19 protein-coding genes, 2 pseudogenes and 1 riboswitch are annotated in these 22,940 nt (G+C 60.3%); of the genes and pseudogenes, 10 read left to right on the top strand and 11 right to left on the bottom strand.

Annotated features, from left to right (window positions below; translation table 11 throughout):
* Positions 1-59: 59 nt before the first annotated feature.
* Genes WKI89_RS14995 through WKI89_RS14985 form a run of 3 tightly spaced genes read left to right on the top strand, consistent with a single transcriptional unit; the run spans position 60 to position 3,428 of the window.
* Positions 60-1,541, top strand: a complete 1,482-nt coding sequence (locus WKI89_RS14995) for an ABC transporter permease subunit (RefSeq protein ID WP_337870969.1) — start codon at positions 60-62, stop codon at positions 1,539-1,541.
* Between the two features lie 58 nt (positions 1,542-1,599).
* Entirely contained in the window at positions 1,600-2,199 is a 600-nt protein-coding gene (locus WKI89_RS14990) for a MerR family transcriptional regulator (protein WP_337870967.1), read from the top strand.
* Positions 2,200-2,216: 17 nt separating this feature from the next.
* Positions 2,217-3,428 carry a VWA domain-containing protein gene (locus WKI89_RS14985; protein ID WP_337870966.1) on the top strand — a complete coding sequence of 404 codons (1,212 nt, stop codon included), beginning with the start codon at positions 2,217-2,219 and terminating at the stop codon, positions 3,426-3,428.
* Positions 3,429-3,479: 51 nt separating this feature from the next.
* Here the strand turns inward: WKI89_RS14985 and WKI89_RS14980 are convergent, their stop codons facing one another.
* Positions 3,480-3,908, bottom strand: coding sequence for a hypothetical protein (locus WKI89_RS14980; RefSeq protein WP_337870965.1), 429 nt, complete (start codon positions 3,906-3,908; stop codon positions 3,480-3,482).
* A 77-nt stretch (positions 3,909-3,985) separates the two neighbouring features.
* Positions 3,986-4,153: riboswitch (FMN riboswitch) on the top strand.
* A gap of 141 nt (positions 4,154-4,294) precedes the next feature.
* Here WKI89_RS14980 and WKI89_RS14975 point away from each other — a divergent pair.
* Complete coding sequence (locus WKI89_RS14975) at positions 4,295-5,257, top strand: ABC transporter substrate-binding protein (RefSeq protein WP_337870964.1); 963 nt, start codon at positions 4,295-4,297, stop codon at positions 5,255-5,257.
* An 88-nt stretch (positions 5,258-5,345) separates the two neighbouring features.
* Here the strand turns inward: WKI89_RS14975 and WKI89_RS14970 are convergent, their stop codons facing one another.
* Both WKI89_RS14970 and WKI89_RS14965 read right to left on the bottom strand, forming a co-directional pair.
* Positions 5,346-6,182, bottom strand: a complete 837-nt coding sequence (locus WKI89_RS14970; RefSeq protein WP_337870962.1) for an NAD(P)-dependent oxidoreductase — start codon at positions 6,180-6,182, stop codon at positions 5,346-5,348.
* A gap of 248 nt (positions 6,183-6,430) precedes the next feature.
* A complete protein-coding gene (locus tag WKI89_RS14965) occupies positions 6,431-6,781 on the bottom strand; it encodes a hypothetical protein (protein ID WP_337870960.1) in 351 nt (116 codons plus the stop codon).
* 505 nt (positions 6,782-7,286) lie between these two features.
* Here WKI89_RS14965 and leuS point away from each other — a divergent pair.
* A complete protein-coding gene (leuS, locus tag WKI89_RS14960; protein ID WP_337870958.1) occupies positions 7,287-9,917 on the top strand; it encodes a leucine--tRNA ligase in 2,631 nt (876 codons plus the stop codon).
* 373 nt (positions 9,918-10,290) lie between these two features.
* Positions 10,291-10,614: a hypothetical protein gene (locus WKI89_RS14955; protein WP_337870956.1), complete on the top strand. Its 324-nt coding sequence runs from the start codon at positions 10,291-10,293 to the stop codon at positions 10,612-10,614.
* A 10-nt stretch (positions 10,615-10,624) separates the two neighbouring features.
* Here WKI89_RS14955 and WKI89_RS14950 read toward each other — a convergent pair whose 3' ends face one another.
* Together WKI89_RS14950 and WKI89_RS14945 are read right to left on the bottom strand one after the other, a co-directional pair.
* Positions 10,625-11,797 carry a cytochrome P450 gene (locus WKI89_RS14950; RefSeq protein WP_337870954.1) on the bottom strand — a complete coding sequence of 391 codons (1,173 nt, stop codon included), beginning with the start codon at positions 11,795-11,797 and terminating at the stop codon, positions 10,625-10,627.
* A gap of 156 nt (positions 11,798-11,953) precedes the next feature.
* Positions 11,954-12,164 (bottom strand): annotated as a pseudogene (locus WKI89_RS14945) (transposase); the annotation flags it as partial.
* Positions 12,165-12,328: 164 nt separating this feature from the next.
* Between WKI89_RS14945 and WKI89_RS14940 the strand changes: the two are divergent.
* Both WKI89_RS14940 and WKI89_RS14935 read left to right on the top strand, forming a co-directional pair.
* A complete protein-coding gene (locus WKI89_RS14940; protein WP_337870953.1) occupies positions 12,329-13,006 on the top strand; it encodes a response regulator transcription factor in 678 nt (225 codons plus the stop codon).
* Positions 13,007-13,147: 141 nt separating this feature from the next.
* Positions 13,148-13,948: a cyclase family protein gene (locus WKI89_RS14935; RefSeq protein WP_337870951.1), complete on the top strand. Its 801-nt coding sequence runs from the start codon at positions 13,148-13,150 to the stop codon at positions 13,946-13,948.
* 455 nt (positions 13,949-14,403) lie between these two features.
* Here the strand turns inward: WKI89_RS14935 and WKI89_RS14930 are convergent, their stop codons facing one another.
* Together WKI89_RS14930 and WKI89_RS14925 are read right to left on the bottom strand one after the other, a co-directional pair.
* Positions 14,404-16,029, bottom strand: a complete 1,626-nt coding sequence (locus tag WKI89_RS14930) for an aspartate:alanine exchanger family transporter (RefSeq protein WP_337870949.1) — start codon at positions 16,027-16,029, stop codon at positions 14,404-14,406.
* A 188-nt stretch (positions 16,030-16,217) separates the two neighbouring features.
* A complete protein-coding gene (locus WKI89_RS14925; RefSeq protein ID WP_337870947.1) occupies positions 16,218-16,421 on the bottom strand; it encodes a hypothetical protein in 204 nt (67 codons plus the stop codon).
* A 233-nt stretch (positions 16,422-16,654) separates the two neighbouring features.
* Here WKI89_RS14925 and deoC point away from each other — a divergent pair, with 233 nt between their 5' ends.
* Both deoC and WKI89_RS14915 read left to right on the top strand, forming a co-directional pair.
* Positions 16,655-17,638: a deoxyribose-phosphate aldolase gene (deoC, locus tag WKI89_RS14920; protein ID WP_337870945.1), complete on the top strand. Its 984-nt coding sequence runs from the start codon at positions 16,655-16,657 to the stop codon at positions 17,636-17,638.
* Positions 17,639-17,677: 39 nt separating this feature from the next.
* Positions 17,678-20,029 (top strand): aldehyde dehydrogenase family protein, encoded by a 2,352-nt coding sequence (locus WKI89_RS14915; protein ID WP_337870943.1) that lies wholly within the window; start codon positions 17,678-17,680, stop codon positions 20,027-20,029.
* On the opposite strand, the gene WKI89_RS14910 is transcribed toward WKI89_RS14915, so the two are convergent.
* The 4 genes and pseudogenes from WKI89_RS14910 to WKI89_RS14895 form a co-directional block, all read right to left on the bottom strand.
* Positions 20,026-21,126 (bottom strand): BMP family ABC transporter substrate-binding protein, encoded by a 1,101-nt coding sequence (locus WKI89_RS14910; protein ID WP_337870941.1) that lies wholly within the window; start codon positions 21,124-21,126, stop codon positions 20,026-20,028. The two genes, WKI89_RS14915 and WKI89_RS14910, sit on opposite strands and share 4 nt — an antisense overlap.
* Positions 21,127-21,150: 24 nt before the next feature.
* Positions 21,151-21,615: an MGMT family protein gene (locus WKI89_RS14905; protein ID WP_337870940.1), complete on the bottom strand. Its 465-nt coding sequence runs from the start codon at positions 21,613-21,615 to the stop codon at positions 21,151-21,153.
* 80 nt (positions 21,616-21,695) lie between these two features.
* Positions 21,696-22,325, bottom strand: a complete 630-nt coding sequence (locus WKI89_RS14900; protein ID WP_337870938.1) for a TetR/AcrR family transcriptional regulator — start codon at positions 22,323-22,325, stop codon at positions 21,696-21,698.
* Positions 22,326-22,490: 165 nt separating this feature from the next.
* Positions 22,491-22,808 (bottom strand): annotated as a pseudogene (locus WKI89_RS14895) (Maf family protein); the annotation flags it as partial.
* Positions 22,809-22,940: the final 132 nt, after the last annotated feature.

Below are 22,940 nucleotides of genomic sequence, written 5' to 3'. Positions count from 1 at the left end.
CACATCGCCTTTGGGTTTTCGAATGCAGTGTGCCTCTGGGTGAGCGTTATGCTAGGGCCATGAGCCATCCGGTACCCACCCCGACCCAAACTAACCCGGCCCTAACAGCCATCCGGCTGGCTGGGGTCTCGGTGGAGTTTGAGGGGCGGGAGGTACTCAAGGGGGTGGACTTGGAGGTGCGCAAGGGGGAGTTCATTGCCATCATCGGGCCTTCGGGGGGGGGCAAGAGCACCCTACTGCGGGTGGTGGCGGGACTGCTCAAAGCCCAACAGGGCACGGTGGAAGTGGTGGGCCAGCCCGCTATGGTGTTTCAGGACTACCGCCTACTGCCCTGGCGCACCGTAGCGCAAAACATTCGGCTTCCCATCGAACTCACCGGACGGGGCAAGATCGAGACCCACCTGGGCATGAAGCCCTACCTGGGGCTCTACCCCCACCAGCTTTCCGGCGGCATGAAAGCACGGGTAGCCATTGCCCGCGCGCTAGCCCAGGATGCCGAGGTTTTGCTGATGGACGAGCCTTTTGCAGCCCTGGATGCTCTGGTACGTGAGCGCTTCAACCTCGAGCTCAAACAACTGCACGAGCGTACCGGCAAAACCATCCTCTTTGTCACCCATAGTATCCGCGAGGCCGTGTATCTGGCGGATCGGGTGGTGGTGCTGACCGGCGGCAAGGTGGACGTGGTTCTGGATACCAAGGACGAAGGGCGGATCACGGCTTTTACCGATGGATTGGAGGCCGAGTTGCGCGAGCGGCTGGGCGTGGCCGATTCCACTTTCATCGAGCCGTCGCTCAAACCCCTACCCCCACCCTGGGAAATCTTCGGCGTGCTGGGGCTCTTAGCGCTGTTCTTCCTGGCCTGGGGCATTATGGCCGCAAGGGTGCCGGTCTTTGTGCCCTCCCCCATAGCAGTCTGGGAAGCGATGATCCAAAACACCGGACTGCTGGTACAAAATGCGCTTTTAACGCTGCAAACCGCTGGGCTGGGCATCCTCACCTCGCTCGCCATCGGCCTGCCAATTGGCTACGCAATGGGGCGCAAGCATTCATTGGAACGTCTGCTCTCCCCTTTCATCGTGGCTTTCCAGGCCATCCCAACCATCATCGTGGCCCCCTTGCTGATCATCTGGTTTGGCTATGGGCTGGGCTCCAAGGTAACCATTGCCACCCTCATCTCCATCTTCCCGGTGCTGGTCTCAACCATGGTAGGGGTACGGGAGGTAGACCGCACCTACCGCGAGGTGTTCCAGACCATTGGGGCCAGTGCCTGGGGGGTGTTCGGGAAGCTCGAGTTCCCCGGCGCGCTGCCGGTAATTTTGGGCGGTCTGCGCCTGACCGTCTCGCTGGCCCTAATCGGCGCGGTGGTTGCGGAGTTCGTGCTGGGCGGCGGCGGGCTGGGGCACCTGGCCCAGACCGAGCAACGCAACTTCAACTACGCAAATTCCTTCTCGGCGGTGGCAGTCACGGTACTGCTGGGCATCACCATGTACGGATTGGTAGCCCTGCTAGAAAGCTACGTGCTGCGCTACCGCAGGCGATAACTCTATTTCTTCAATAGGTGTCATTGACAGTTTATACTGTTTTTGATAGGCTTCAGACATGGCCCCGTTTCTATCCCGCTATCCCGAAAATGCCCAGTGGAGCCTAGAAGAGCTCGTGGAGGAGGCCAACGCATTGCTTCCACTGGTCTTGCCGCAGGAAGCAGGCAAGGGCTTGGAAGCCATCTCTCCCCGCACCGTGCGTTTTTATGCTTCCGAAGGGTTGCTGGACAGCCCCGAGCGGCAATGGCGCGAGGCCCGCTACGGCCTGCGGCATCTGTTGCAGTTGCTGGTAGTACGCAAGCTGATGAGCGAGGGCTACAGCCTCCGACTGCTGGCCGGCGAGCTAGGGGGCAAGTCCAACGAGGAGTTGGTCGCCATTCTGGAAAACCGTATCCAGCTCAGCCTGAATCGCCCCGAGGCTACCAACGAGGCCCTGGCCTATCTGGCCCAGCTCGGGCAGAACCTAACCCCCCGAGCTCGCTCCGCCCCGCCCAGCTCCAGCACCGAGCCCCCATTGTCAAAGCCTGAGCCGCTGCAACGCCTGCGCTTGAGGGAAGGCCTCGAGCTTCTGGTAGGCCCGCGCTTCCGGCCACCGCGCAGCAAAGTGGAGTGGCAGCGGCTTTTACAGGAAATCGAACAGGCCCTCAAACATCTCTAGCCCCAAAGGAGGAACCCATGCGCCCCATCGTAGAAGTTATTACGCGCAAGCCCGCTACCCCCAAAGACCGTACTCAGAAGCTCGAGCTCCTGGTGCACCTCGAGGCCCCCGAGCAGACCCTATCCACCCGCCCCCCGCTCAACCTGGCGCTGGTTCTAGACCGCTCGGGCAGCATGGGCGGGGAAAAGATGGCCAAGGCCCGCGAGGCCGCCGCCTTTGCGGTGCAACAACTCGGCTCGCGCGACCGCATCAGCCTGGTGACTTACGACGACCAGGTTGAGGTCGTCTGGCCCTCGAGTCCGGTTCAGGAAAAACTCCCCTGGCTTCAACGGATCCAGCAGATTCACAGCCGGGGCAGCACCAACCTGTTTGGGGGCTGGATGGAAGGCAGCGCCCAGGTAGCGGCCCACCTGCAGAAGGAGTGCCTGAACCGGGTCATCCTCTTTACCGACGGCCTGGCCAACCGGGGCCTGACCGATCCCGAGGAGATGGGTCGGCACGTGGCGGCACTGGCCCAGCGGGGGGTAAGCACCTCCACTTTGGGCATCGGCCAGGATTTTAACGAAGACCTGCTGGCGCTCATGGCCGACCGGGGAGAGGGCAACTTCTACTTCATCGAGGCGACCCCCGACCTTCCGCGCATCTTCGCCCGTGAGCTTTCGGGCCTTGCAGCCACCTTTGCCCGCAACCTCACCTTGCAGGTTGAAGCCCCTGGCTGCCACCTCGAGATGCTCAACGCCTATTCCCAGGAAGCGGGCCGCTACCGCCTGCCCAACCTGATTGACGGAATGCCGCTGGAGCTGGGTCTGCGCGCCGAGGTGCCCGCCGTCACGCCGCTCCACCTCACCCTGCGTTTCGACTGGCTCGATACCGACGGCCAGTCGCAGACCCACCAGCAAACCCTGGTGCTGCCGCAGGTTGCCCACGACACCTATCTCACCCTCCCCGAGGAGCCGCGGGTACTGGCCTTCTTGGCCCGCCTCGAGGCCACCCAGGCCCGCGAACAGGCCATGGCCTGCATTGATCGGGGAGACGCGCTCTCGGCCCAGAAGTACCTGCAAGACGCCCTCCTACACCTCACCTCCGCCCCAGCCGAAGTGGCAGAGCGCCTCGGGGGTGAGATATCCGAGCTCGAGGCCCTGCGAGAACAAGTCTTCACCGACACCGCCACGAGCCGCAAGCGTCTACAAGAGCAACGGCTGCGCAACATCAAAGGCAAAATGGAGTAGGCTGAAGTCCCACCCAACTGGTTTAGGCACAGGGCTCTTTTCGGCGTAGCGTCACTCAAAGCGCTGCATAAAGTTGTAGGCAAACTCGTGCATGAGCTCAGGGCGCACCTCGGCCAGTTGCCACAAGAAGCGCAGCAGTTCGTCGTCGGACAGCTCGAGCATAGGTTGCAAGTTCACAGGTGCGCGCCTGCCCAGCTTTTTCCTGGCGAAAATTTCGGGAGCTTCCAGGGCAGCGAAAGCCACCGCCACCACGTGCTTGCACACCGGCCCCCAGGTATAGGGGCAGGTACAGGCCCACCCGCCCTGGCTCAGGTTAATCTCGACCCGGTAAGGGAAAGGGGCGCTCCCCTGTACCCGCGCCCGCAAGCGGCCCCGGCTCCGGGCGGCCTCGAGCACCGCCCCCCGCAAAAAGAGCTCCTCGCCCCGTGCCCGCACGCTCTCGTTGGCAAGCTCCAGCAGACTCTGTAGTTCTAGGCGCACCCGTCCATCAAAATCCAGCTTGCTTCACTTTGCAAGCCCCAGGTTTATGACTAAACTAGCTTCGGGCCCAGAGGGCCCGATTCCTTCAGGGCGGGGTGCAATTCCCCACCGGCGGTAAATGGTGACCCTTGCGCAAGCACTCGGATCACTAAAGCCCGCGAAGCCTGGAAATTTGCGGTACATCCAGGCCCGATTGCGTGAAAATCGCAAGCCGACGGTGATAGTCCGGATGAGAGAAGGGGTGAAGCCCAGGTGTCCTGTGCCTGGGCGAAGCGGGATGTGTAACACTTCATAATCCCTCATACAACGTTTGCAAAAGCAGTGGGTCGGGTGCAGTTCGTGCCTGCCTCGACCGCGCATGGAGCACGTTTGACCGAGGAAATCGAATGCAAAAATGGATCGTTGTGCTGGCGGTGTTGCTGTCGCTGGGGTTGGCCCAGACACAGAAGGTTCGGGTGGGGCTGGGCTATTTGCCTGATGTGCAGTTTGCCCCGTTTTACGCGGGTGTGGTCGAGGGTATCTATGCCAGGCGGGGTCTCGAGGTGGAGTTCCAGCACGGCTTCTCGTCGGAACTCTATCCGCTACTGGCCCAAGGACGGCTCGAGTTTGTGGTAGCCGACGCCGAGGATGTGATCGCACTGCGGGCACAGGGAACCCCGCTCAAGTACCTGCTGGCCCTCTACCAGAGTGTACCCAATGCCCTCTTTTCGCGAGCCGAGAAGAATATCACCTCGGTACGCGACCTGCGCGGCAAGACCATTGGAATACCCGGCCTATTCGGCACCTCCTACACCTCGCTCCAGGCCATGCTGCGGGCGGCTGGATTGCGTGAGTCGGATGTGAAGATCGAGCAAATCGGCTTCACCCAGGCCGAGGCCATCGTGACGGGCCGGGTGGACGTGGCCATGGGCTTTGTCAACAATGAGCCCATTGTGCTGGAAGCCAGGGGCATCAAGCTCAACGTAATCCCGGCGGGCCCGTACAACCTTTCCCCAGGGGTGGGCGTGATCTCGACCGACCGTGTGCTAGAAAACGCCGACCTAGCCCGACGCTTCGTGCAAGCCACCCAGGAAGCCATGGCCTTTACACTGCGCGAACCACGCAAGGCTTTCGAGGCCTCGAGGAAGTACGTACCGAGCCTCGGAGAGGACAGGTACCGAGTATTGGAAGTCTCGCTGCGGCTCTACCAGTCGGCCTACACCCGTCAGAACGGGCTGGGCTTCTCCAACCCCCAAGGCTGGCAGAGCGGTCTCAACCTGCTCAAGCAGACGGGTCGCGTCAGAACCAACTTACCCGCTACAGCTTTTTACAGCAACGAGTTTTTGCAGCGGGGGGTACAACCCCGGTAGGGCGCAAGAGCGGAAGCGGGACGATTCCTTTCGGGACAGCGGCGCAGCCGCCATTCACCTAAGGAACACCACTGTTTCGACCACTCTACTAAAGCAGGCGCTTGAACAAGGCTGAATGATCCAGGTCGCCCTCGCCAGCCGCCTCGAGCTCGGCATAAAAACCCAGGGCGCTTTCCAGATGGGGGAGCTCGAGGCCGGCTTTCTTTGCCAGCCCTTGCGCCAGGCGCAGGTCTTTGAGCTGGGTCCTGACCCGTGCGCCCGGTACAAACTTTCGCTCAATCATGCGGCTGCCATGTATCTGCAAAACCTTCGAGTCGGCGAAGCCGCCTTGCAGGGCTTCTTGAATCTTGCGCGGGTCTATTCCCTGGCGCTCCGCCAGCGCAATCGCCTCGGCCACCGCCTCGATGTACAGGCCTACCATCAGCTGATTGATGACCTTGACCGTGTGCCCGGCCCCCGCCTCGCCCACATAAGTAGGTCTTCCCAGCGCCTGTAAAATAGGCTTCACCCGCTCGTAGTCGGAAGGGTCGCCTCCGGCCATGATGGCCAGCGTTGCGCTCGAAGCCCCCTCGGGCCCGCCCGAGACCGGCGCGTCCACCCAGCCGATGTTTTTGGATTTCAGGCGCTGGGCATGCCTTTTGGAGTGCTCTGGGTCAGAGGAGCCCATGTCCAGCACCGTCTGACCCGGCTGAAGGTAGGGCTCGAGCTGCTCCAGTACCGCATTCACAGCCCCGGAATCAGAAAGCATCAGCAGGAGCACCTCGGCCCTGGCCGCCTCTTCCAACGAACCCACCCGTGGAATCCCCTTCACCCGTTCTGCATCAAGTACACTGCGGTTCCAGCCCACCACCGCAAAGCCTTTGGAAAGCAGCGTCCGGGCCATCGGACGGCCCATCAGCCCCATACCCAGCACGGTAATCTGCATAAATAAAGCATATGGGAGAAAACCCTACCACCCCATTTGCGACACCACCTTTTGGGCAGAACGTCCACACACGCCGAGCTGGGCACAGCTTTGACTTTTGAGAGTTGCTGGGTTCTTTCCAAGAACCGCACTAGTGCTCCGGTAACTTAATTCCCGGGATAGATTTGGCTCCCTTAATATCTGGAAGTTGCTTTGAGCGCTTCATTTTGGGAACTTCACTGCATATCAATCCTTAACTTACCAAACCACTAGCTCAGCTTGAGCCCATCCAAACAGATCACGGCACCCTGGATGTGCAGTTCCAAATCACAGTCCGCCATCGTCCCCAGGTTCAGGCTAAAACGCCCCGACAAATCCAGGGGTTTTTGCACCTGTTCGACCTCTTGCTTCAAGCAGACCTGGGCTTGTTCAAAGGAAACCCGCTCCCTCGAGATCACCTGCCCCACCAAACGGGCCCCCTTAGGATCCCACCTGAGGCTCAAATCCAGATGGTAAGGCCCCGCCTGATACAGTTGCGACCAGCCCACCCTGGATTGGGTTGCGTTCCGCAGGGAGGTACGCACGTTCCTCGAGTCCATCACCAGAATCGCCCGGTACATCAAACCCGGCTGCGGGCTGAGGGAAGTCCTGGAGGGAGCATGGTTTTGCATCGAGACATTCCTTTCTACACTCAACGATTACCAAGGGATAGTGTAGGCAAATCCTACGGCGGTGGATGTCCAAATATGAACATAGCATCTGGATTTTGTATAACGTTACATACAACAATTCGCTTCCACACCGCACGGAGCACTTCAGCGTTAAGTCTTCCGGACCTCATCTTAAGGTTGAATTGTGGCAGGCAGGTGCCGACCAGCGGTATTTCCTCCGTGACGGGAGCTGCCCGTGCTTCCGTGCTATCATGAAGCCATGCTGCGGTTTATCCATCTAGAACTACCTTAGGGGAGGCCCATGTCTGGGAGGCTCCCCCTTCAGCGCTGAAGGGGGTTTTTCTTGACCTCTGGAGGCTTCCCCACTAGACCTCAGTGCATAGGCTTTGGCCGATTATTTCCTCTTTTGAACCTCCAACCAATACAATGACCGATTGAGAACTGGAGAAGCGTCATGGTCACGACCGACAAATACAACCCCCACGAGATCGAGCCCAAATGGCAACAATACTGGGACAAGATTGGGCTTTTGAAGGCCACCGAGGGCAAGGGCGGCAAAAAAGCCTACATTCTGGTGATGTTCCCCTACCCTTCAGGTGACCTGCACATGGGTCATCTGAAGAACTACACCATGGGCGACCTATTGGCTCGTTTCCGTACTCAACAGGGCTACTCGGTTTTACATCCCTTTGGCTGGGATGCCTTCGGCCTGCCCGCCGAAAACGCCGCCCTCAAGTTTGGGGTCTCGCCTGCCGACTGGACTTTTGCCAACATCAAACAGTCCACCGAATCGCTCAACCTAATGGGTATCCGCTACGACTGGAGCCGCGAGGTCACAACCTGCACGCCGGAGTACTACAAATGGAACCAGTGGATCTTCCTCAAGATGTACGAGCAGGGTCTGGCCTACCGCAAAAAAAGCTACGTCAACTGGGATCCCGTCGAGCAAAGCGTGCTGGCCAACGAGCAGGTGATTGACGGGCGCGGCTGGCGCAGTGGGGCGCTGGTGGAAAAGCGCGAGCTCGAGCAGTGGTACCTCAAGATTACCGACTACGCCGAGCGGCTTTTGAACGACCTGGACAAACTGCCCCGCTGGCCCGAGAAGGTCAAGGCCATGCAGCGGGCCTGGATTGGCAAGAGCCAGGGCGCCGAGTTCGACTTCCAGGTGAAGGGCCACCCGGCCAAGATTCGGGTCTTCTCCACCCGCCCCGACACCATTTTTGGGGCTACCTTCATGGTGCTGGCCCCCGAGCACGAGCTGGTACCGCTCATCACCACGCCTGAACAGAAAGCCGCCGTGGAGGCCTACGTGGCGGCGGCCCGCATGAAGAGCGAAGTCGAGCGGCAGATGGAAGAACGCGAAAAAACCGGGGTCTGGACTGGAGGCTACGCTGTTAATCCCGCCAACGGCAAGGAAATCCCCATCTGGATTGCCGACTATGTGCTCGCAGGCTACGGCACCGGGGCTATTATGGCCGTGCCCGGCCAGGACGAGCGTGATTGGGAGTTTGCCGAGAAATTTGGGTTGGAAATAGTCCGCACCGTTCAACCCCCGGAGGGCTTTAGTGGCAAGGCTTACCTAGAGGACGGCCCCGCCATCAATTCCGACTTCCTGAATGGCCTCTACACGGAAGACGCCAAGGAGCGGATCATCGCCTGGATGGAAGAAAAAGGCATTGGCGAGGGCAAGGTCAACTACCGTCTGCGCGACTGGCTGATTAGCCGTCAGCGCTACTGGGGCACTCCCTTCCCGATGATCCACTGCGACCGTTGCGGCATGGTGCCGGTACCCTACGAGCAATTGCCGGTCGAGTTGCCTACCCTGCGCGATGTGGACGACATCCGGCCCAAGGGCAAAAGCCCGCTGGCCGCGCACCCCGAGTTCTACGAATGTGATTGCCCCCAGTGTGGCGGCAAGGCCCGACGCGACACCGACACCATGGACACCTTTATTGACTCGTCCTGGTACTTTCTGCGCTACGCCGACGCCCAAAACCCGGAGCAGCCCTTCGACCCCGAGAAAGCCAACTTCTGGATGCCAGTAGATCAGTACATCGGCGGCGTCGAGCACGCCATCCTGCACCTGCTGTACAGCCGCTTCTTCACCAAGTTTTTGCATGACCTAGGGATGGTAGAGGCCGAGGAACCCTTCGAGGGCCTCTTTACCCAGGGCATGGTGCAGGGCTGGACAGATGTGGGCGAGGTGGAGATCAGCGGGCAGACCCTTCAGTTCAAGAACCCCGAGCGGCGGGCCAAGCTGGAAATCCCCGAGACCCTCACCCTGGAAGAAGCCAAAAAGAGCGGGGCCGAGCTGCGCACCCACGAGGACGGCACCACCCACTTCTGGAAGGCGGCTACCATGTCGAAGAGCCTGGGCAACGGCGTGATGGTAGGGCCTTTTGTGAGGGAGCAGGGAGCCGACATTGCCCGCGTCACTATCCTGTTCGCTGCGCCCCCCGAAAACGAGATGATCTGGACCGAGGAAGGTGTACAGGGCGCTTGGCGCTACCTGAACCGGGTGTACCGCATGGTAGCAGAGAACCTAGTAGAGCTGAAGTCCCAGGGCGAGGTGTTCGAGCCCAACGCGCTGGAAGGTGCACACAAGAGTCTCTACCAGAAAATGCACCAGACCATCAAGAAGGTGACCGAGGACATCGAGGCCCTGCGCTTCAACACCGCGATCGCGGCCCTGATGGAGTTGCTCAATGCGATGGGCGACTATCGCAAGGATCAGGGCATCACCCCGGTCTACCGCGAGGCGGTGCTACGTTATATACAGATGCTGGCCCCCTTTGCCCCCCACTTGGCCGAGGAGCTGTGGCACGAGTTCCATACCGACTCGGTGTTCAAGGCCCCCTGGCCCCGCCTGGACGAAGCCGCCCTGGTGGCCGATAGCTTCGAGCTGGTGGTACAGGTCAACGGCAAGCTGCGCGGCAGAGCCACTGTCAGTACCCAGGCCAGCGAAGAGGAAATCAAGCGCACCGCACGGGAGCTGCCCAACGTGCAGCAGCACATTGCGGGCAAGGAAGTGGTCAAGGAAATCTATGTGCCGGGCAAACTTCTCAACATTGTGGTAAAGGGATAATACGTATTTCGGCAGTATCGTTCACTTCGGCAAGCCTAAACGATACTACCGAAATGCTTTTCTACTCCCTTCGGTCGGCTTGAATCCTTCACCTCTGACTGCGTCCAACGGTGAAGGATTCAAGCGGAAACGGTATAAAGGGCTCCTAAAACACCCACCACTTCGGCGGCTGTCGGTGCTCTTGAGTACCTCACCACAGATTTTTCCTCATTCTGGGGTCCTCGCGGGAAGCGCAAATACACGGTTTGCTGCGGCGGGCAAGGGGCAAAGCTTCATGTGGGGTACCTAGCAAGATAGCCGCCTCCTTTTTTTCACTTTGAGCCTTGGACAAATGGCACTGGAAACCAGCCCTGCCGCCCCGTACCATAAGGGCATGATTACGCTACATAAAATCAACAGTCTGGCCGAGGAACAGGTGCTCGAGTGCGTTGGGCAAGAATCGGGCGATACCTTCCGCATCATCGTCAAGCACACCTCCCCCAGCCACTACGAGGCCCTGGGCAAGGTCACGCTAAGCAACGCCGACACGCACTACCAGTCCTCGGGGCCCATGACCCCCGACCTGCTGTTGCAATGGCTGGATACCCTTTTCGACAGATGGCCGGACGCCAAGACCATTCCCTGGGCTGTGCACGACCTAGACAATAAAACCCAGCAGTTTGTGCGCGAAGTTCGGGAGGCTGCCAAAGCAGTCTAGCCTTTAGGTTTCAGGCAAAAGCCAGGGGAAAATGCTCCAATCCCCGGAACATGGTGGCGGTGCGCCAGATTGGCTGGTCTGCAAAGGCCAGCCTGGGGAAGGTATGTAAAAGGCTTTGAAAGGCGATTTGAGCCTCCAGACGAGCTAGCGGCGCACCTAAACAGAAGTGAATGCCCCGACCAAAAGACTGGTGGCGGTTGGGGCTGCGGCCTAGGTCAAGCCTGTCGGGCTGGGAGAAAATTTCGGGGTCGCGATTGGCCGAACCGATTACCGCACTGACCTGCTGGCCGGTTTCAATCCATTGGCCCGCCACCTCCACCCCTTCACCAGCAAAGCGGAAGGTAGAGCGCTGCACTGGGGCATCGTACCGCAGCAACTCTTCGATAGCAGTTTCCAGTAACTCAGGGTGTTGCCGCAGGCGCTCGAGCTGGTCTGGGTTTGACAACAAGGCATTCAAACCATTGCCAATCAGGTTCACGGTGGTCTCGTGCCCGGCGATGAGCAGCAATACACACGTACCCAGCAACTCGGCCTCGCTGAGCTTGTCCTGGGCATCTTTGGAGGCAATGAGGCCGCTGATCAGGTCGTTCTGAGGGTTGGCACGGCGCTGGGCAACCAAGTGCTGGAAGTACTCGGTGAGAGCCAAGATTCCCTGCTGGGCTTTGTGGCGGGTCTCGAGGCTGGCCGAGATGGCATCATTACCCAGGGCAAACCAGGTAGACCACTCGCGGAACTGCTCGCGGTCTTCCATCGGTACCCCCATCAGTTCGGCAATCACGATGACGGGAAGCGGCATGGCAAAGTCGGTCATTAACTCCAGTTCCCCCCGTACCTTGACCCTTTCCAAGAGGTGCTGGACAATGTCCTGAATGTGGGGCTCGAGATCGCGCACACGGGCAGGGGTAAAGGCCTGACTGACCAGTCCCCGGAGGCGGGTGTGGTCAGGCGGGTCGGAGTTCAACATCTGAGGAAGGCCACCCTCATCCGGGCGCAGGGCGCGGGTATCCTTCTTGAAGCGCAAATCCTTGAGCACGAGTTCCACATCGCTATAGCGGGTAAACATCCACATCCCCCGCCCCTCGTTCACATTTGGCAAAAGAAAGGCTGGTGACTCCTTCCGCATACGGGCGTAAAAGGGATAGGGATTGTTCACAAAGGCCGGATCGCGCAGATCAATGACCATACATTCTCCCTGGAGAAACGCTTCTAGCATAACCAAAAAAGAAGCATAGGTTTACAAAGTGCTCCGGTAACTAAATTCCCGGGATGGATTTGGCTCCCCTAATATCTGGGAGTTGCTTTGAGGGTAGTGTCAAGATTGATGTGCAGCAGTCTGTGTAGAGGGGAAGTACCGCCCCTCCCGGTCACGGGGAACCGCCAGCTCCACCGGGCCCAGGGTGGTTTCCAGCTTTCTCTGGTAGTAGCCGTTCTTGCGCCCCCTGTTCCCGCAAGAAGGCCTCCCGGTCGGCATCCAGCAGAATCTACAAGACCTCGGTTGCTGTTTCCCTCACCGCTTCGCGCAAAATCACCTGTAGGGTATCCTGATCCATGGGGTACCTCCCTTCTCATCTGGTACCCCCCCTTTTACACAAACCTCTACACATAATTCCTTACACGACCCCACTAGCGCATACTCAGTTGTTGATTGTTGGTCGCTGGCCGTTCGAGCTGTATTCAATCCATCACATCGCAAACCCCACTAAACTACTAGCAGATGAAGCGCATCTTGGTCATTGACGACGATCCTGGCATTACCAGTCTGCTGCGCCGCGGGCTTTCTTACGAAGGGTTCAGCGTAGCAACGGCTGCTTCGGGCGAAGAAGGCTTGCATATAGCCCGTGACACCCCACCCGATCTGGTAATTCTGGATTTGATGCTGCCAGGTATTGATGGACACGAGGTATTGCACCGTTTGCACTCGGTGGATGCACAGTTGCCCGTGCTCATGCTTACGGCTCGAGATACCCCAGATGACCAGATCAAGGCGTTTGGCTTTGGAGCTGAAGATTATGTAATCAAGCCTTTCCGCTTCGAGGTACTGCTGGCCCGCATCCAGGCCCGTCTAAGGCAAAGCCAAGCCCGCTCCGCCGAGCTTCGCTACGCCGACTTGCGACTCCATCCCGAGAGCCACCAGGTTTTTCGGGGGGAGCGCGAACTCGAGCTAACCGGGCTCGAGTTTCGTCTGCTACACACCTTCATGCGCCAGCCCGAGCGGGTGCTTTCCAAGCAGATCTTGCTCGATCAGGTTTGGGGCACCGACTTTTTTGGCGACGCCAACATCGTGGAGGTATACGTCAAACAACTCCGGCAGAAACTCGAGGCGGAAGGTGAACCCCGCCTGATCCAGACCCTGCGCGGCGTCGGCTATGTTCTACGGGAAAAAAGCACATAGTGCTGATGTAATCGGTCTTAATGGGTATATCTTGAAATTCTTTTTGCGATAAGAATAAACTCAAACCACTCGAGTATTTCCTAAGCGCAGGCTTTGGCAAGCTCGAGTCCTTGGGAGGTCACTATGTGTGCTCCATGTGTAATGGGTCTAGTCGAAAAAAGCCTCAGTCGCCGCGATTTTTTTGGTGTAGCTGCCGGCCTGGCCGTAGCTGCCGCAGCCAGCGCCCAGGCGCAGAGCCAGGTCGCCGGTAGAGCCTTCAGCAACGTGGCCGACCTGACCCACGTGGTCTCGCCTAGCTTCCCCATGTTCCCAGGGGCCAGCCCCATGAAAATTTCCGAGGTGGTAACGGTCAAGAAAGATGGCTATTACGGCAACACCCTGGAAATCTGGGAGCACACCGGCACCCATATGGACGCCCCGGCCCACTTTGTGGACGGTGCAGCCACTGCCGAGACCCTCCCGGTAAACCGCCTGATTGCCCCCCTGGCCGTGATCAACATCAAAGCCAAGGCCGACCGCAACCCCGACGCCGAGGTCACCGTAGATGACATCCTGGCCTGGGAACGCAGCCATGGACGGCTACCAAGCGGGGCTTTTGTGGCCATGTTTTCGGGCTGGGATAGCCGGGTAGGCGATGCCAAGGCCTACGTCAACCTCGACAGTTCCAACGTCCAACACTATCCCGGCTTCAGCCCGGCTGCTGCGGAATTTTTGGTACGCGAGCGCAACATTGTGGGCGTAGGGGTAGACACGCTTTCGCTGGATTTTGGGGCTTCTAAGGACTTCAAAAGCCACGTGACCCTGCTGGGTGCGGGCAAGTACGGCCTCGAGAACCTGGCCAGCCTGTCTACGGTGCGCCCAAGTGGAGCCATGATCATTGTGGGTGGCCCTAAACACAAAGGCGCTTCGGGTGGCCCTACCAGGGCCTTGGCCATCTGGTAAGGCACAACTTGCCCATGCGTATTGGAGCAGTTGGTATATAGACTCCATCTCTTGGCGAACCCCCTTTGGAATGTGTATTTGCTTGGCGTTAACCGGTCTCATACCGAGTTTGGGTGAACAGTATATATTCAGGAGACTGTTCATCCCGACCGAGTGGACGATCCCCTTTGGGACAGAGCCCTGACGGGTTTGTTCACCCGTGGATACGCTTTTCGCCGAGCGTAGCAAGGGGTGTTCACTAGGCTTCACAGAGCCGTACCTCATTGAAGCGTTTGATGCGTATCTCTGTGAAGCCGGTATTATACCGTTTCCGCTTGAATCCTTCACCGTTGGACGCAGTTAGAGGTGAAGGATTCAAGCCGACCGAAGGGAGTAGAAAAGCATTTCGGTAGTATCGTTTAGGCTTGCCAAAGTGAACGATACTGCCGAAATGCGTATTATCTCTTGAAACCACCCTAACCGCTCAGCAACAACAGCTGCACCAACAAAATCTTCAGCAACATCGCAAAGGGATATACGGTGGCATAGCCCAGGTTGGGCTGGTCGTTGTTGGTTTTTTCCAACGCAAAAGCCAGCACGGCAGGCTGGGTCTGGAGCCCTGCTAGTACGCCTCCCAACACGCCCAAGGGAATCTTGAGCAAGCGGTAGCCAATCCAGAGCGTGAGCAAGGCTGCCCCCATCGTAATCAAGGCACCCATCCAGAACAATCGCAGACCATCCCCTTGTGCCAAGGTCTGCACAAAAGCATAGCCAGAGCGCGTACCAATTCCAGCCAAAAACAGGATCAGCCCCAGTTGGCGCAGGGTCAGGTTAGCGCTAAAGGGAATCTGCCACAGGATGGGGCCGGTACGCCCCAGCGCACCCAACGCTAAACCCACCACCAGCGGCCCGCCGGCAAAACCCAGTTCGAAGGTTCGGCCCCCTGGCAGGGGAATGGGCAGGCTACCCAGCAGAAGCCCTAGGGCAATTCCTAGGCTAAAACTGACCACATCCACCTCGGCCAGTGCCCGGTATGAATCGCCCAGGTATTGGCTCACCTCGCGAATACGGTTCTTGGGACCTACCACCCGAACCCGATCGCCGAGCTCGAGGGTAGTATCTTTATTTGGCAAAAACTCCACTTCGCCCCGGCGTACCCTGGTAATCACCACGCCAAAGCGTTGGGGCAGCTCGAGTTCAGCCAAGCTACGCCCTGCCACTTCCCGGCTACTCACGAAAACCCTGCGGAAGTCCAGCGCGTGGCGATCCTCTTCCAGTCGCTCAGGCACTGCGCTACCCAGGGTCTCGACCACCCGCTTCAGTTCGTCTGCGGTGCCAATCACGTTCAAGCGATCACCTATTTGCAGCTCGGTATCGGAAGCAATCACCTGCTGCTCACCAGCACGCTGCAAGCGTCCAAAGACCACCCGCCATTGATGTGCACGGGTCAGCTGTTCAACCGTCCAACCTACCACCTTGGCCTCGGTCACTTCCACGGTTTGGGAAACCAGTCCCCCGGCCTCACTCTCCTCCAGTTTTTCCTTACTGCCCCACAACCGCCAAGCCAGGTGCAAGGCCAACAGCATCCCAATCACCCCCACCGGGTAGGCCACTGCATAGGCCGCTACCGGCAGCCCCTGCACCACCTCTGAAGCACCCCGCCCCTTCATGGCTTCCAGCGCTGCGGCCAAGGCCGGGGTATTGGTCAGCGATCCCGCAAACAACCCTGCTTGCAAGGCACCACTCAAAGCAAATAGCGAACCGACAATTGCAACCACGATCGCCGCCACCCCTACCACCCCTACCACCAGCAGGTTGTAACGCAGTCCGCGCTTACCAAAAGAAGCAAAAAAACCCGGCCCACTGGCCAGTGCAATGGTATAGACAAACAGCACCAGGCCAAATAAATAGACAAACTCTGGCAGCTTAAGTTCCGGCGAGAGCGCCCCAAAAGCCAGCCCCACAAATAGCACTGCCGAAACCCCCAGGCTGAAGTTGCCGATGCGAATTTGGCCCAGCAGATAGCCAATCGCAGCCACCAAGAACAACAACAATGGGTTTTCTCTGAGCAGCTCGAGCATCCCGCCTCCTCCATCCATCATGCGCCCATCCGTTGGGACAGATTGCCCACTCGGAAAGGAGAAAATCCTCCGTGCTGGAGGACTGTTCCCTAATAGGCTCTTTAGAGCGGTTGCCCCGAATACCCAGTACAACAAAAAACGTTGTACTGGGTAAATCACGCCGCACGGCGCGCAGCCTAAATGTGGGAACCGCGATGAGGCGCCCCGGGTCAGACAGGTGGCAGGCGGTGCTCTTCTTCGGGCAGTGGTTCCTCGTCGGGGTCGAAGGCATAGTAGAGCTTGAGCGGCGCCACCGAGACCACCCGCAGTACCTCCCCACACTCAGGGCACTCCACCTCGAGGCCCGCCCTGGCATCGGCCACCTCGACCAACTCGCCACAAACCGGACATTTCGAGATTTCTAAGGTTTCCATCTCTCACCTCCCGGAGCTTTGGTCGAACCCGAGACAACCTGAGCACTACCAGCATGGCAGTTCGCAGGGAGCCGAATGTCCTCCAATCCGTCGGCCTGCTCTGCACACCGCATCGTGAAAGGTTGCGTTACAGGTATTGTACGCCAACCCAAGCCCACTGGAACGGCTGCCGGAACTTTTTAGGTTCCGTCAGTGCGAAAACCGCTATAATCGGCTGTACTCGAGGCCATCTTATGGCAACCGCGACCCTCCCCCACACCCATCCGCTGCCGGAGCGCAACCCCGGCACCCCCTTCGACCCCGGCGCCCTCGAGGGCGCGTTGGTCAACAAAAGCGCCATCGAGCGCCGGGCCGCCACCCTGCCCACCCGCCGTACGGTCAAGAAGGAGTGGCAGGCCGCCTGGCTGCTACACGCCATCCAGACCATAGACCTCACCACCCTCTCGGGCGACGACACCCCCGGCGCGGTGCAGCGGCTGTGCGCCAAGGCCCGTCAGCCGGTGCGCCCGGAGCTGCTGCGCGACCTGGGCATACCCCATCTGCGGCTCACCACCGGCGCGGTGTGTGTCTACCACGAGATGGTGCCCGTCGCGGTCGAGGCCCTGGAGGGTTCCGGCATCCCAGTGGCCGCGGTCTCGACGGGGTTTCCGGCCGGCCTCACCCCGCACCGCCTCAAGCTACAGGAGATCGAGGCCTCGGTGGCCGCCGGGGCCCGTGAGATTGACATCGTGATCTCGCGCCGCCACGTTCTGACCGGCAACTGGAAAGCCCTCTACCAGGAGGTGCGCGACTTCCGCGAGGCCTGCGGCCCGGCCCACATGAAAAGCATCCTGGCCGTGGGCGAGCTGGGCACCCTCAAAAACGTCTACAAGGCCAGTATGGTGTGTATGCAGGCCGGCTCGGATTTCATCAAAACCTCCACCGGCAAAGAGGCCGTCAACGCCACCCTGCAAAACAGCCTGGTGATGGTGCGGGCCATCCGGGCTTTTTACGAGCAGACCGGCTACAAGGTGGGCTTCAAGCCCGCCGGGGGTATCCGCACCTCCAAGCAGGCCCTGGACTGGCTGATTCTGATGAAAGAGGAACTCGGCCACGAATGGATGCAGCCGCATCTTTTCCGGATTGGGGCCAGCGCCCTGTTGAACGACATCGAACGGCAGCTCGAGCACTTCGCCTACGGGCGCTATGCCTCCATGCAGTACCAGCCGCTGGGCTAGCCCGTTCGTAGAAAGCAAACGCAAGCCCAGGAGTCCCCCATGACCCTTACCGAACTTATGGAAACCCTCCCCTACGGCCCCGCCCCCGAGGCGGCCCAACCCGCCCTGGACTGGATCAAAACCCACAAGGGCCGTTTTCAGCTCTTTATTGGAGGCCGGTGGCGCAGCCCGGCCAGCCAGGAATGGTTCACCACCCTTAACCCAGCCAACAACCAACCCCTGGCCGAGGTAGCCCAGGCCAACGCCACCGACGTGGACGAGGCGGTCAAGGCCGCCCGCAAAGCCTTTGCAAGCTGGCGCCAGACCAAGGGCCATGTGCGGGCCCGCTACCTGTACGCCCTGGCCCGCCAGCTTCAAAAGCACGCCCGCCTGTTTGCCGTGCTGGAAACCCTGGACAACGGCAAGCCCATCCGCGAGACCCGCGATATTGACATCCCCCTGGTGGCCCGCCACTTCTACTACCACGCGGGCTGGGCCCAGCTTATGGAAAGCGAGCTGGCGGGCTATGGGCCGGTGGGGGTGGTGGGGCAGATCATCCCCTGGAACTTTCCCCTGCTGATGCTGGCCTGGAAGATTGCCCCCGCCCTGGCCATGGGCAATACGGTGGTGCTCAAGCCCGCCGAGTTTACCCCCCTGACCGCGCTGTTGTTCGCCGAAATATGCCAGCAGATCGGCCTGCCACTGGGGGTGGTGAACATCGTCACGGGCGACGGCACAACCGGCGCCGCCCTGGTGGAGCACCCTGGGGTGGACAAGATCGCCTTCACCGGCTCGACCGAGGTGGGGCGGCTCATTCGAAAAGCCACCGCCGGCAGCGGCAAAAAGCTCTCCCTCGAGCTCGGCGGCAAGTCGCCTTTTGTAGTCTTCGAGGATGCCGACCTAGATAGCGCAGTGGAGGGCGTGGTGGACGCCATCTGGTTCAACCAGGGCCAGGTCTGCTGCGCGGGCTCGAGGCTTCTGGTACAGGAGGGCATCGCCGAAAAGATGTACGCCAAGCTCCGCGCCCGCATGGAAAAACTGCGGGTGGGCGACCCGCTGGACAAGGCGGTGGACATCGGGGCCATTGTGGCACCGGTGCAGTTGCAAAAAATCCAGCGGCTGGTGCAAAAAGGCGTGGAGGAAGGAGCCAGGCTCTGGCAGCCGAGCTGGGCCGTCCCCGCCGAAGGCTGCTTCTACCCCCCCACCCTCTTCACGGAGGTGGCCCCTTCTTCCACCATCGCCCAGGAGGAGATTTTCGGGCCGGTGCTGGCCGCCCTCACCTTCCGCACCCCCGAGGAGGCCGTCCGGCTGGCCAACAACACCCGCTACGGCCTGGCCGCCTCCATCTGGAGCGAGGACATCAACCTGGCCCTGGATGTGGCCACCCAGATCAAGGCCGGCACCATCTGGATCAACAGCACCAACCTCTTCGACGCCGCCAGCGGCTTCGGCGGCTACCGCGAGAGCGGCTTTGGGCGCGAGGGGGGCAAGGAAGGGCTGTGGGAGTACCTCAAGAAAACCGCCAGAGCGCCAAAGGCAAAAGCGGTGGCCGGGAAAACCAGGGCCGCACAGCCAGTGGCTGATGTGCCCCCCATTGACCGCACCGCCAAGCTCTTCATCGGTGGTAAGCAGGTGCGCCCCGACAGCGGCTACAGCAAGGTGGTCTACGACCCCGAGGGGCACCCCATCGGCGAGGTGGGGCTGGGCAACCGCAAGGATATCCGCAACGCGGTGGAGGCCGCTCGAGGGGCCTTCGAGGGGTGGCGCAAAACCACCGGCCACAACAAGGCCCAGATCCTGTACTTCCTGGCCGAGAACCTCTCCGAGCGGGCCGAGGAGTTCGCCCGACGCATCGCACAGCAGACCAGGCAGGATGGCACGGCCGAGGTTGAGGCGGCCCTCGAGGCCCTCTTCACCGCCGCAGCCTGGGCCGACAAGTACGAGGGCATGGTACATAACACCCCCATCCGCAACGTGACCCTGGCGGTCCCGGAGCCCATCGGGGTAATGGGCCTCCTCTGCCCCGACGACCAGCCCCTTCTGGCCCTGGCCCGGCTGGCCGCAACCGCCCTAGCCATGGGCAACACCCTGGTGGTGGTGCCCTCTCCCCTGGCCCCCCTCACAGCCACCGATTTCTACCAGGTGTTGGAGACCTCCGATATCCCCGCCGGAATCTTCAATATTGTCACCGGTGAGCGCGACGAACTGGCCCAGACCCTGGCCGAGCACGACGACGTGGACGCCCTCTGGTATGCCGGCCCCCAGGCTGGCTGGGCCCTGGTGGAAAAGGCCAGCGCCGGCAATATGAAGCGCACCTGGACGCTACCCGCCAGCGGCCCCCTGCCCGACTTAGACGAAATACTCAGGCAGGCCACCCAGTTCAAGAACATCTGGGTGCCCTACGGGGCCTAGCGCTTGTCTGGCACCACAATCCGCCCGGCCACAATGGCCTGACGGATGGCGTTTACTTCCCGGCGCAGGCTTTCGGGCAAGAGCGCCTGGTTGTAGGTATCCAGCGCGTAGCCCAGGCCGTTTTCCCTGAGCCCCAGGCTGATCAGGCCGCCCTGGAAGGTGTTGCGGGCCACCGACTCCACCGCGCGCTGGGCCGCCACATCCACCCGCTTGAGCATGCAGGTGAGGGCGTGGTTGAGGGTGGCAGGGTTGTTGTCGGTATCGCCCAAAAAGTTCAGGTTGCCGTCGCCCCCGATGAAGAACATCGGTCGGGTATCCCCGGCGCACTCCCGGGTGTAAGCCTCGTACTTGGGCACACTGGCAAAGGGGTTGCTGCGGAAGCGCAGGCCCCTGGGCAGTTCGCTGGCCTTGAGGCAGCGGGTCTGTTTGACGTAGTCGAACACCCCCAGCCCCGAGGCCCCGGCGGCGGCGTAGATGATGTCGGCCCCCTGGGATTTTTGCGCGGCGGCAATTTCTTTGGCCTTGGCCGGATCCGAGAAGGCCGCGGGGGTGTTGCCCACATAGTTCACCAGCACCCGGCAGGTCGGGCAGGCCCGCCGAACCCCCTCGCGGTAGCCCACCTCGAATTTGTGAATCAGGGGGATGTCCATCCCGCCCACAAAACCCACCACCCCGGTCTGGCTGAGGCGGCCGGCGATGTAGCCCACCAGGTAGGTGCCCTCGTTCTCGCGGAAAACGTAGGAGGCCACGTTGGGCGCTTCGGTCGCGGTGTCAATCAGGGCGAAGCGCTGTTCGCGAAACTCCCGGGCCGCTGCCGCAACCCCTGGTTCGGTGGCAAAACCCAGGCCGATGATCAGACTGAAACCCTCGCTAGCAAAGCGCCGTATGGCCGAGGGAATCTGGGAAGGGTCGGCGGGCTCGAAGTCGAACATCCGGCCGCCCAACTGCTGCACCGTGCGCAGGGCCGCGCCGTAGGCCACGCCGTTGAAGGTGGGGTCAGTTTTGGCCCCTTCACTGAAGACCATTGCCACATTACCCAGCGGCTGAGCCAGGGCCAGCCCCAGTGCAACCAGCAGAAGAATGAGCGGCTTTTTCATGTAGGGACAATAGCACAAAGCCCCTCAGGGCGACAAGCGAGCCCCCTCCCATCGCAAAAGCCACTCCTTCACGCCCTCCCGCCCGGCAAACCCCCCCAGCCGCCCATCGGCATGAATCACGCGCTGGGCCGGAACCACCAGGAAGAACGGACAGGCCCGCATGGCGGCCCCCACCGCCCTGGGCGTGAGGCCGCACAGGCGCCCCATCTGGGCGTAGCTGCGGGTCTGGCCCAGGGGAATGCACCGCACCTCTTCGTAAAGGGCTATTCGCCGGGCCTCGAGATCGGCATAGTCCAGTGGCACTTCCAGAAACGTTTCGTTCGGCTTCGCAAAATAGCGGTCTACTTTTTTGCTCACTTCACGCAGGAGTTTGTTGGGGCGCTCTGGTAAACCATCCCCCAGCACAAGTAAATCCACCGATAGCAGGGCCTGGGGTGTGGCTTTGGCAAAAAGTGGGCCAATCGGTGTGGGAATGAGTAGGCTATACATACAGTACCTGTTGTCGAACAGCTCGAGCCCACAAACAAATGTAGCTACCAGCCCCAAAGCAGCCCAGAGGGAATTTGTCGTCAAGATCGGGCGGCTTTTTCGCGTTTGCTGGTTTCTCGGGCTACAGCCCCTTCCAGCATCAAGTCGAGAAACTTCGTCATCTCTTCCTTGAGTTGCCGTCCGGGGGTATAGGCCGCCCAGCGCAACGCTGAGAGCAAATACACATCGGCGATCGAGCGGGAGATGCGCTCGAGCGACATGTCCTGTCGCAACTTGCCGCGCAACTTGAGCGGGCGCAGAATATCGGCAATCAGGTCGCCCAGCGGCAGGGCCTCAAAGGCGGCTTTGGCCCGCTCGGGGTCTGGGTTCAAGAGTTCGTAGGCCAGGGGGGAGAGCAGTACCCGCTCCTGCTCACTCACATCGGCCAGACGGCTCCACAAGCGGCGCAGGACCTCGAGGGGAGGCTCCCCCTGGCCCAGCTCAGCCAGGGCCTGTTCGCGCAGCTCGCCCAAAAGCTGTGCACCAAAGTCCAGCAATACAGCTTCTTTGTAGGCGTAGTAGTTGAAAAAAGTACCGCGTGAGACGTGCGAAGCTTTGGCAATGTCGGTGGCGGTGGTTTGGTGAAAGCCCTTCTCCCGGAATAGGTTTATGGCAGTGCGAAAGATACGATCACGGCGACGTAGCTTTTGCCTTTCGCGCAGACTGAGCATGAAGAGATTGTACCCAGGTCTAATAAATTGCGCTAGTCACCTTTTGTCGGCTAGAGGAAAAGGAGGCAGACGAAGAAAACTACGTCTGCTTGTGAGCCTTCCGAACAAGCAACCGGACAGGCCCCATACCGCGTTTCGGGTGTCCCTGTTGCACCAAGGTTGGAACTAGACTGCACCGAAGTACCCCAGCTCATACAGTCGCTGCCAGACCCGGCTTACCGGCAGCCCCATTACGGTATAAAAATCGCCCTCGATGCGTTCCAAAAGCACCATTCCCAAACCTTGCGCCCCATATCCTCCTGCTTTGTCGAGCCCCTCGCCGCTCCCGGCATACCACTCGAGTTCCCACTCCTGCAAGGCCCGGAAAGTGACCCGAGCCTCCGCGACCTCGCTGTGTAAAAATCCATCGGGCTTCAAAATGGAGAATCCGGTGTAAACCGCATGGGTACGGCCCGATAAGCGCCGCAGAAAGGTTTTGTTTTCTGATTCCTTCGTGTGCTACCTGCAGTCTACCCTTCCACCCCCGCCATCCTGAGCAGAAGACGGCTGCGGATGAGGTTGTGCACCAGCAGAATCAGGTTCACCCGCGCCAGGAAACCTGCAAACGACCGGGCC

Origin of the sequence: Meiothermus sp., assembly GCF_037443965.1 — a bacterium.
GTDB lineage: Bacteria > Deinococcota > Deinococci > Deinococcales > Thermaceae > Meiothermus.
The sequence above is the reverse complement of the archived record's forward strand: the minus strand, read 5'-3'. Positions and strand labels throughout refer to the sequence as shown.

Bases quoted from the DNA above. Each gene is read 5' to 3' on its own strand.
- WKI89_RS14975 (WP_337870964.1), top strand. From the start codon at position 4,295: ATGCAAAAATGGATCGTTGTGCTGGCGGTGTTGCTGTCGCTGGGGTTG.
- WKI89_RS14950 (WP_337870954.1), bottom strand. From the start codon at position 11,797: ATGGTCATTGATCTGCGCGATCCGGCCTTTGTGAACAATCCCTATCCC.
- WKI89_RS14930 (WP_337870949.1), bottom strand. From the start codon at position 16,029: ATGATGGATGGAGGAGGCGGGATGCTCGAGCTGCTCAGAGAAAACCCA.
- WKI89_RS14910 (WP_337870941.1), bottom strand. From the start codon at position 21,126: ATGAAAAAGCCGCTCATTCTTCTGCTGGTTGCACTGGGGCTGGCCCTG.
- WKI89_RS14900 (WP_337870938.1), bottom strand. From the start codon at position 22,325: ATGCTCAGTCTGCGCGAAAGGCAAAAGCTACGTCGCCGTGATCGTATC.
- WKI89_RS14955 (WP_337870956.1), top strand. From the start codon at position 10,291: ATGATTACGCTACATAAAATCAACAGTCTGGCCGAGGAACAGGTGCTC.
- WKI89_RS14905 (WP_337870940.1), bottom strand. From the start codon at position 21,615: ATGTATAGCCTACTCATTCCCACACCGATTGGCCCACTTTTTGCCAAA.
- WKI89_RS14990 (WP_337870967.1), top strand. From the start codon at position 1,600: ATGGCCCCGTTTCTATCCCGCTATCCCGAAAATGCCCAGTGGAGCCTA.
- WKI89_RS14925 (WP_337870947.1), bottom strand. From the start codon at position 16,421: ATGGAAACCTTAGAAATCTCGAAATGTCCGGTTTGTGGCGAGTTGGTC.
- WKI89_RS14940 (WP_337870953.1), top strand. From the start codon at position 12,329: ATGAAGCGCATCTTGGTCATTGACGACGATCCTGGCATTACCAGTCTG.
- WKI89_RS14985 (WP_337870966.1), top strand. From the start codon at position 2,217: ATGCGCCCCATCGTAGAAGTTATTACGCGCAAGCCCGCTACCCCCAAA.
- deoC (WP_337870945.1), top strand. From the start codon at position 16,655: ATGGCAACCGCGACCCTCCCCCACACCCATCCGCTGCCGGAGCGCAAC.
- WKI89_RS14965 (WP_337870960.1), bottom strand. From the start codon at position 6,781: ATGTACCGGGCGATTCTGGTGATGGACTCGAGGAACGTGCGTACCTCC.
- WKI89_RS14935 (WP_337870951.1), top strand. From the start codon at position 13,148: ATGGGTCTAGTCGAAAAAAGCCTCAGTCGCCGCGATTTTTTTGGTGTA.
- WKI89_RS14970 (WP_337870962.1), bottom strand. From the start codon at position 6,182: ATGCAGATTACCGTGCTGGGTATGGGGCTGATGGGCCGTCCGATGGCC.
- leuS (WP_337870958.1), top strand. From the start codon at position 7,287: ATGGTCACGACCGACAAATACAACCCCCACGAGATCGAGCCCAAATGG.
- WKI89_RS14915 (WP_337870943.1), top strand. From the start codon at position 17,678: ATGACCCTTACCGAACTTATGGAAACCCTCCCCTACGGCCCCGCCCCC.
- WKI89_RS14995 (WP_337870969.1), top strand. From the start codon at position 60: ATGAGCCATCCGGTACCCACCCCGACCCAAACTAACCCGGCCCTAACA.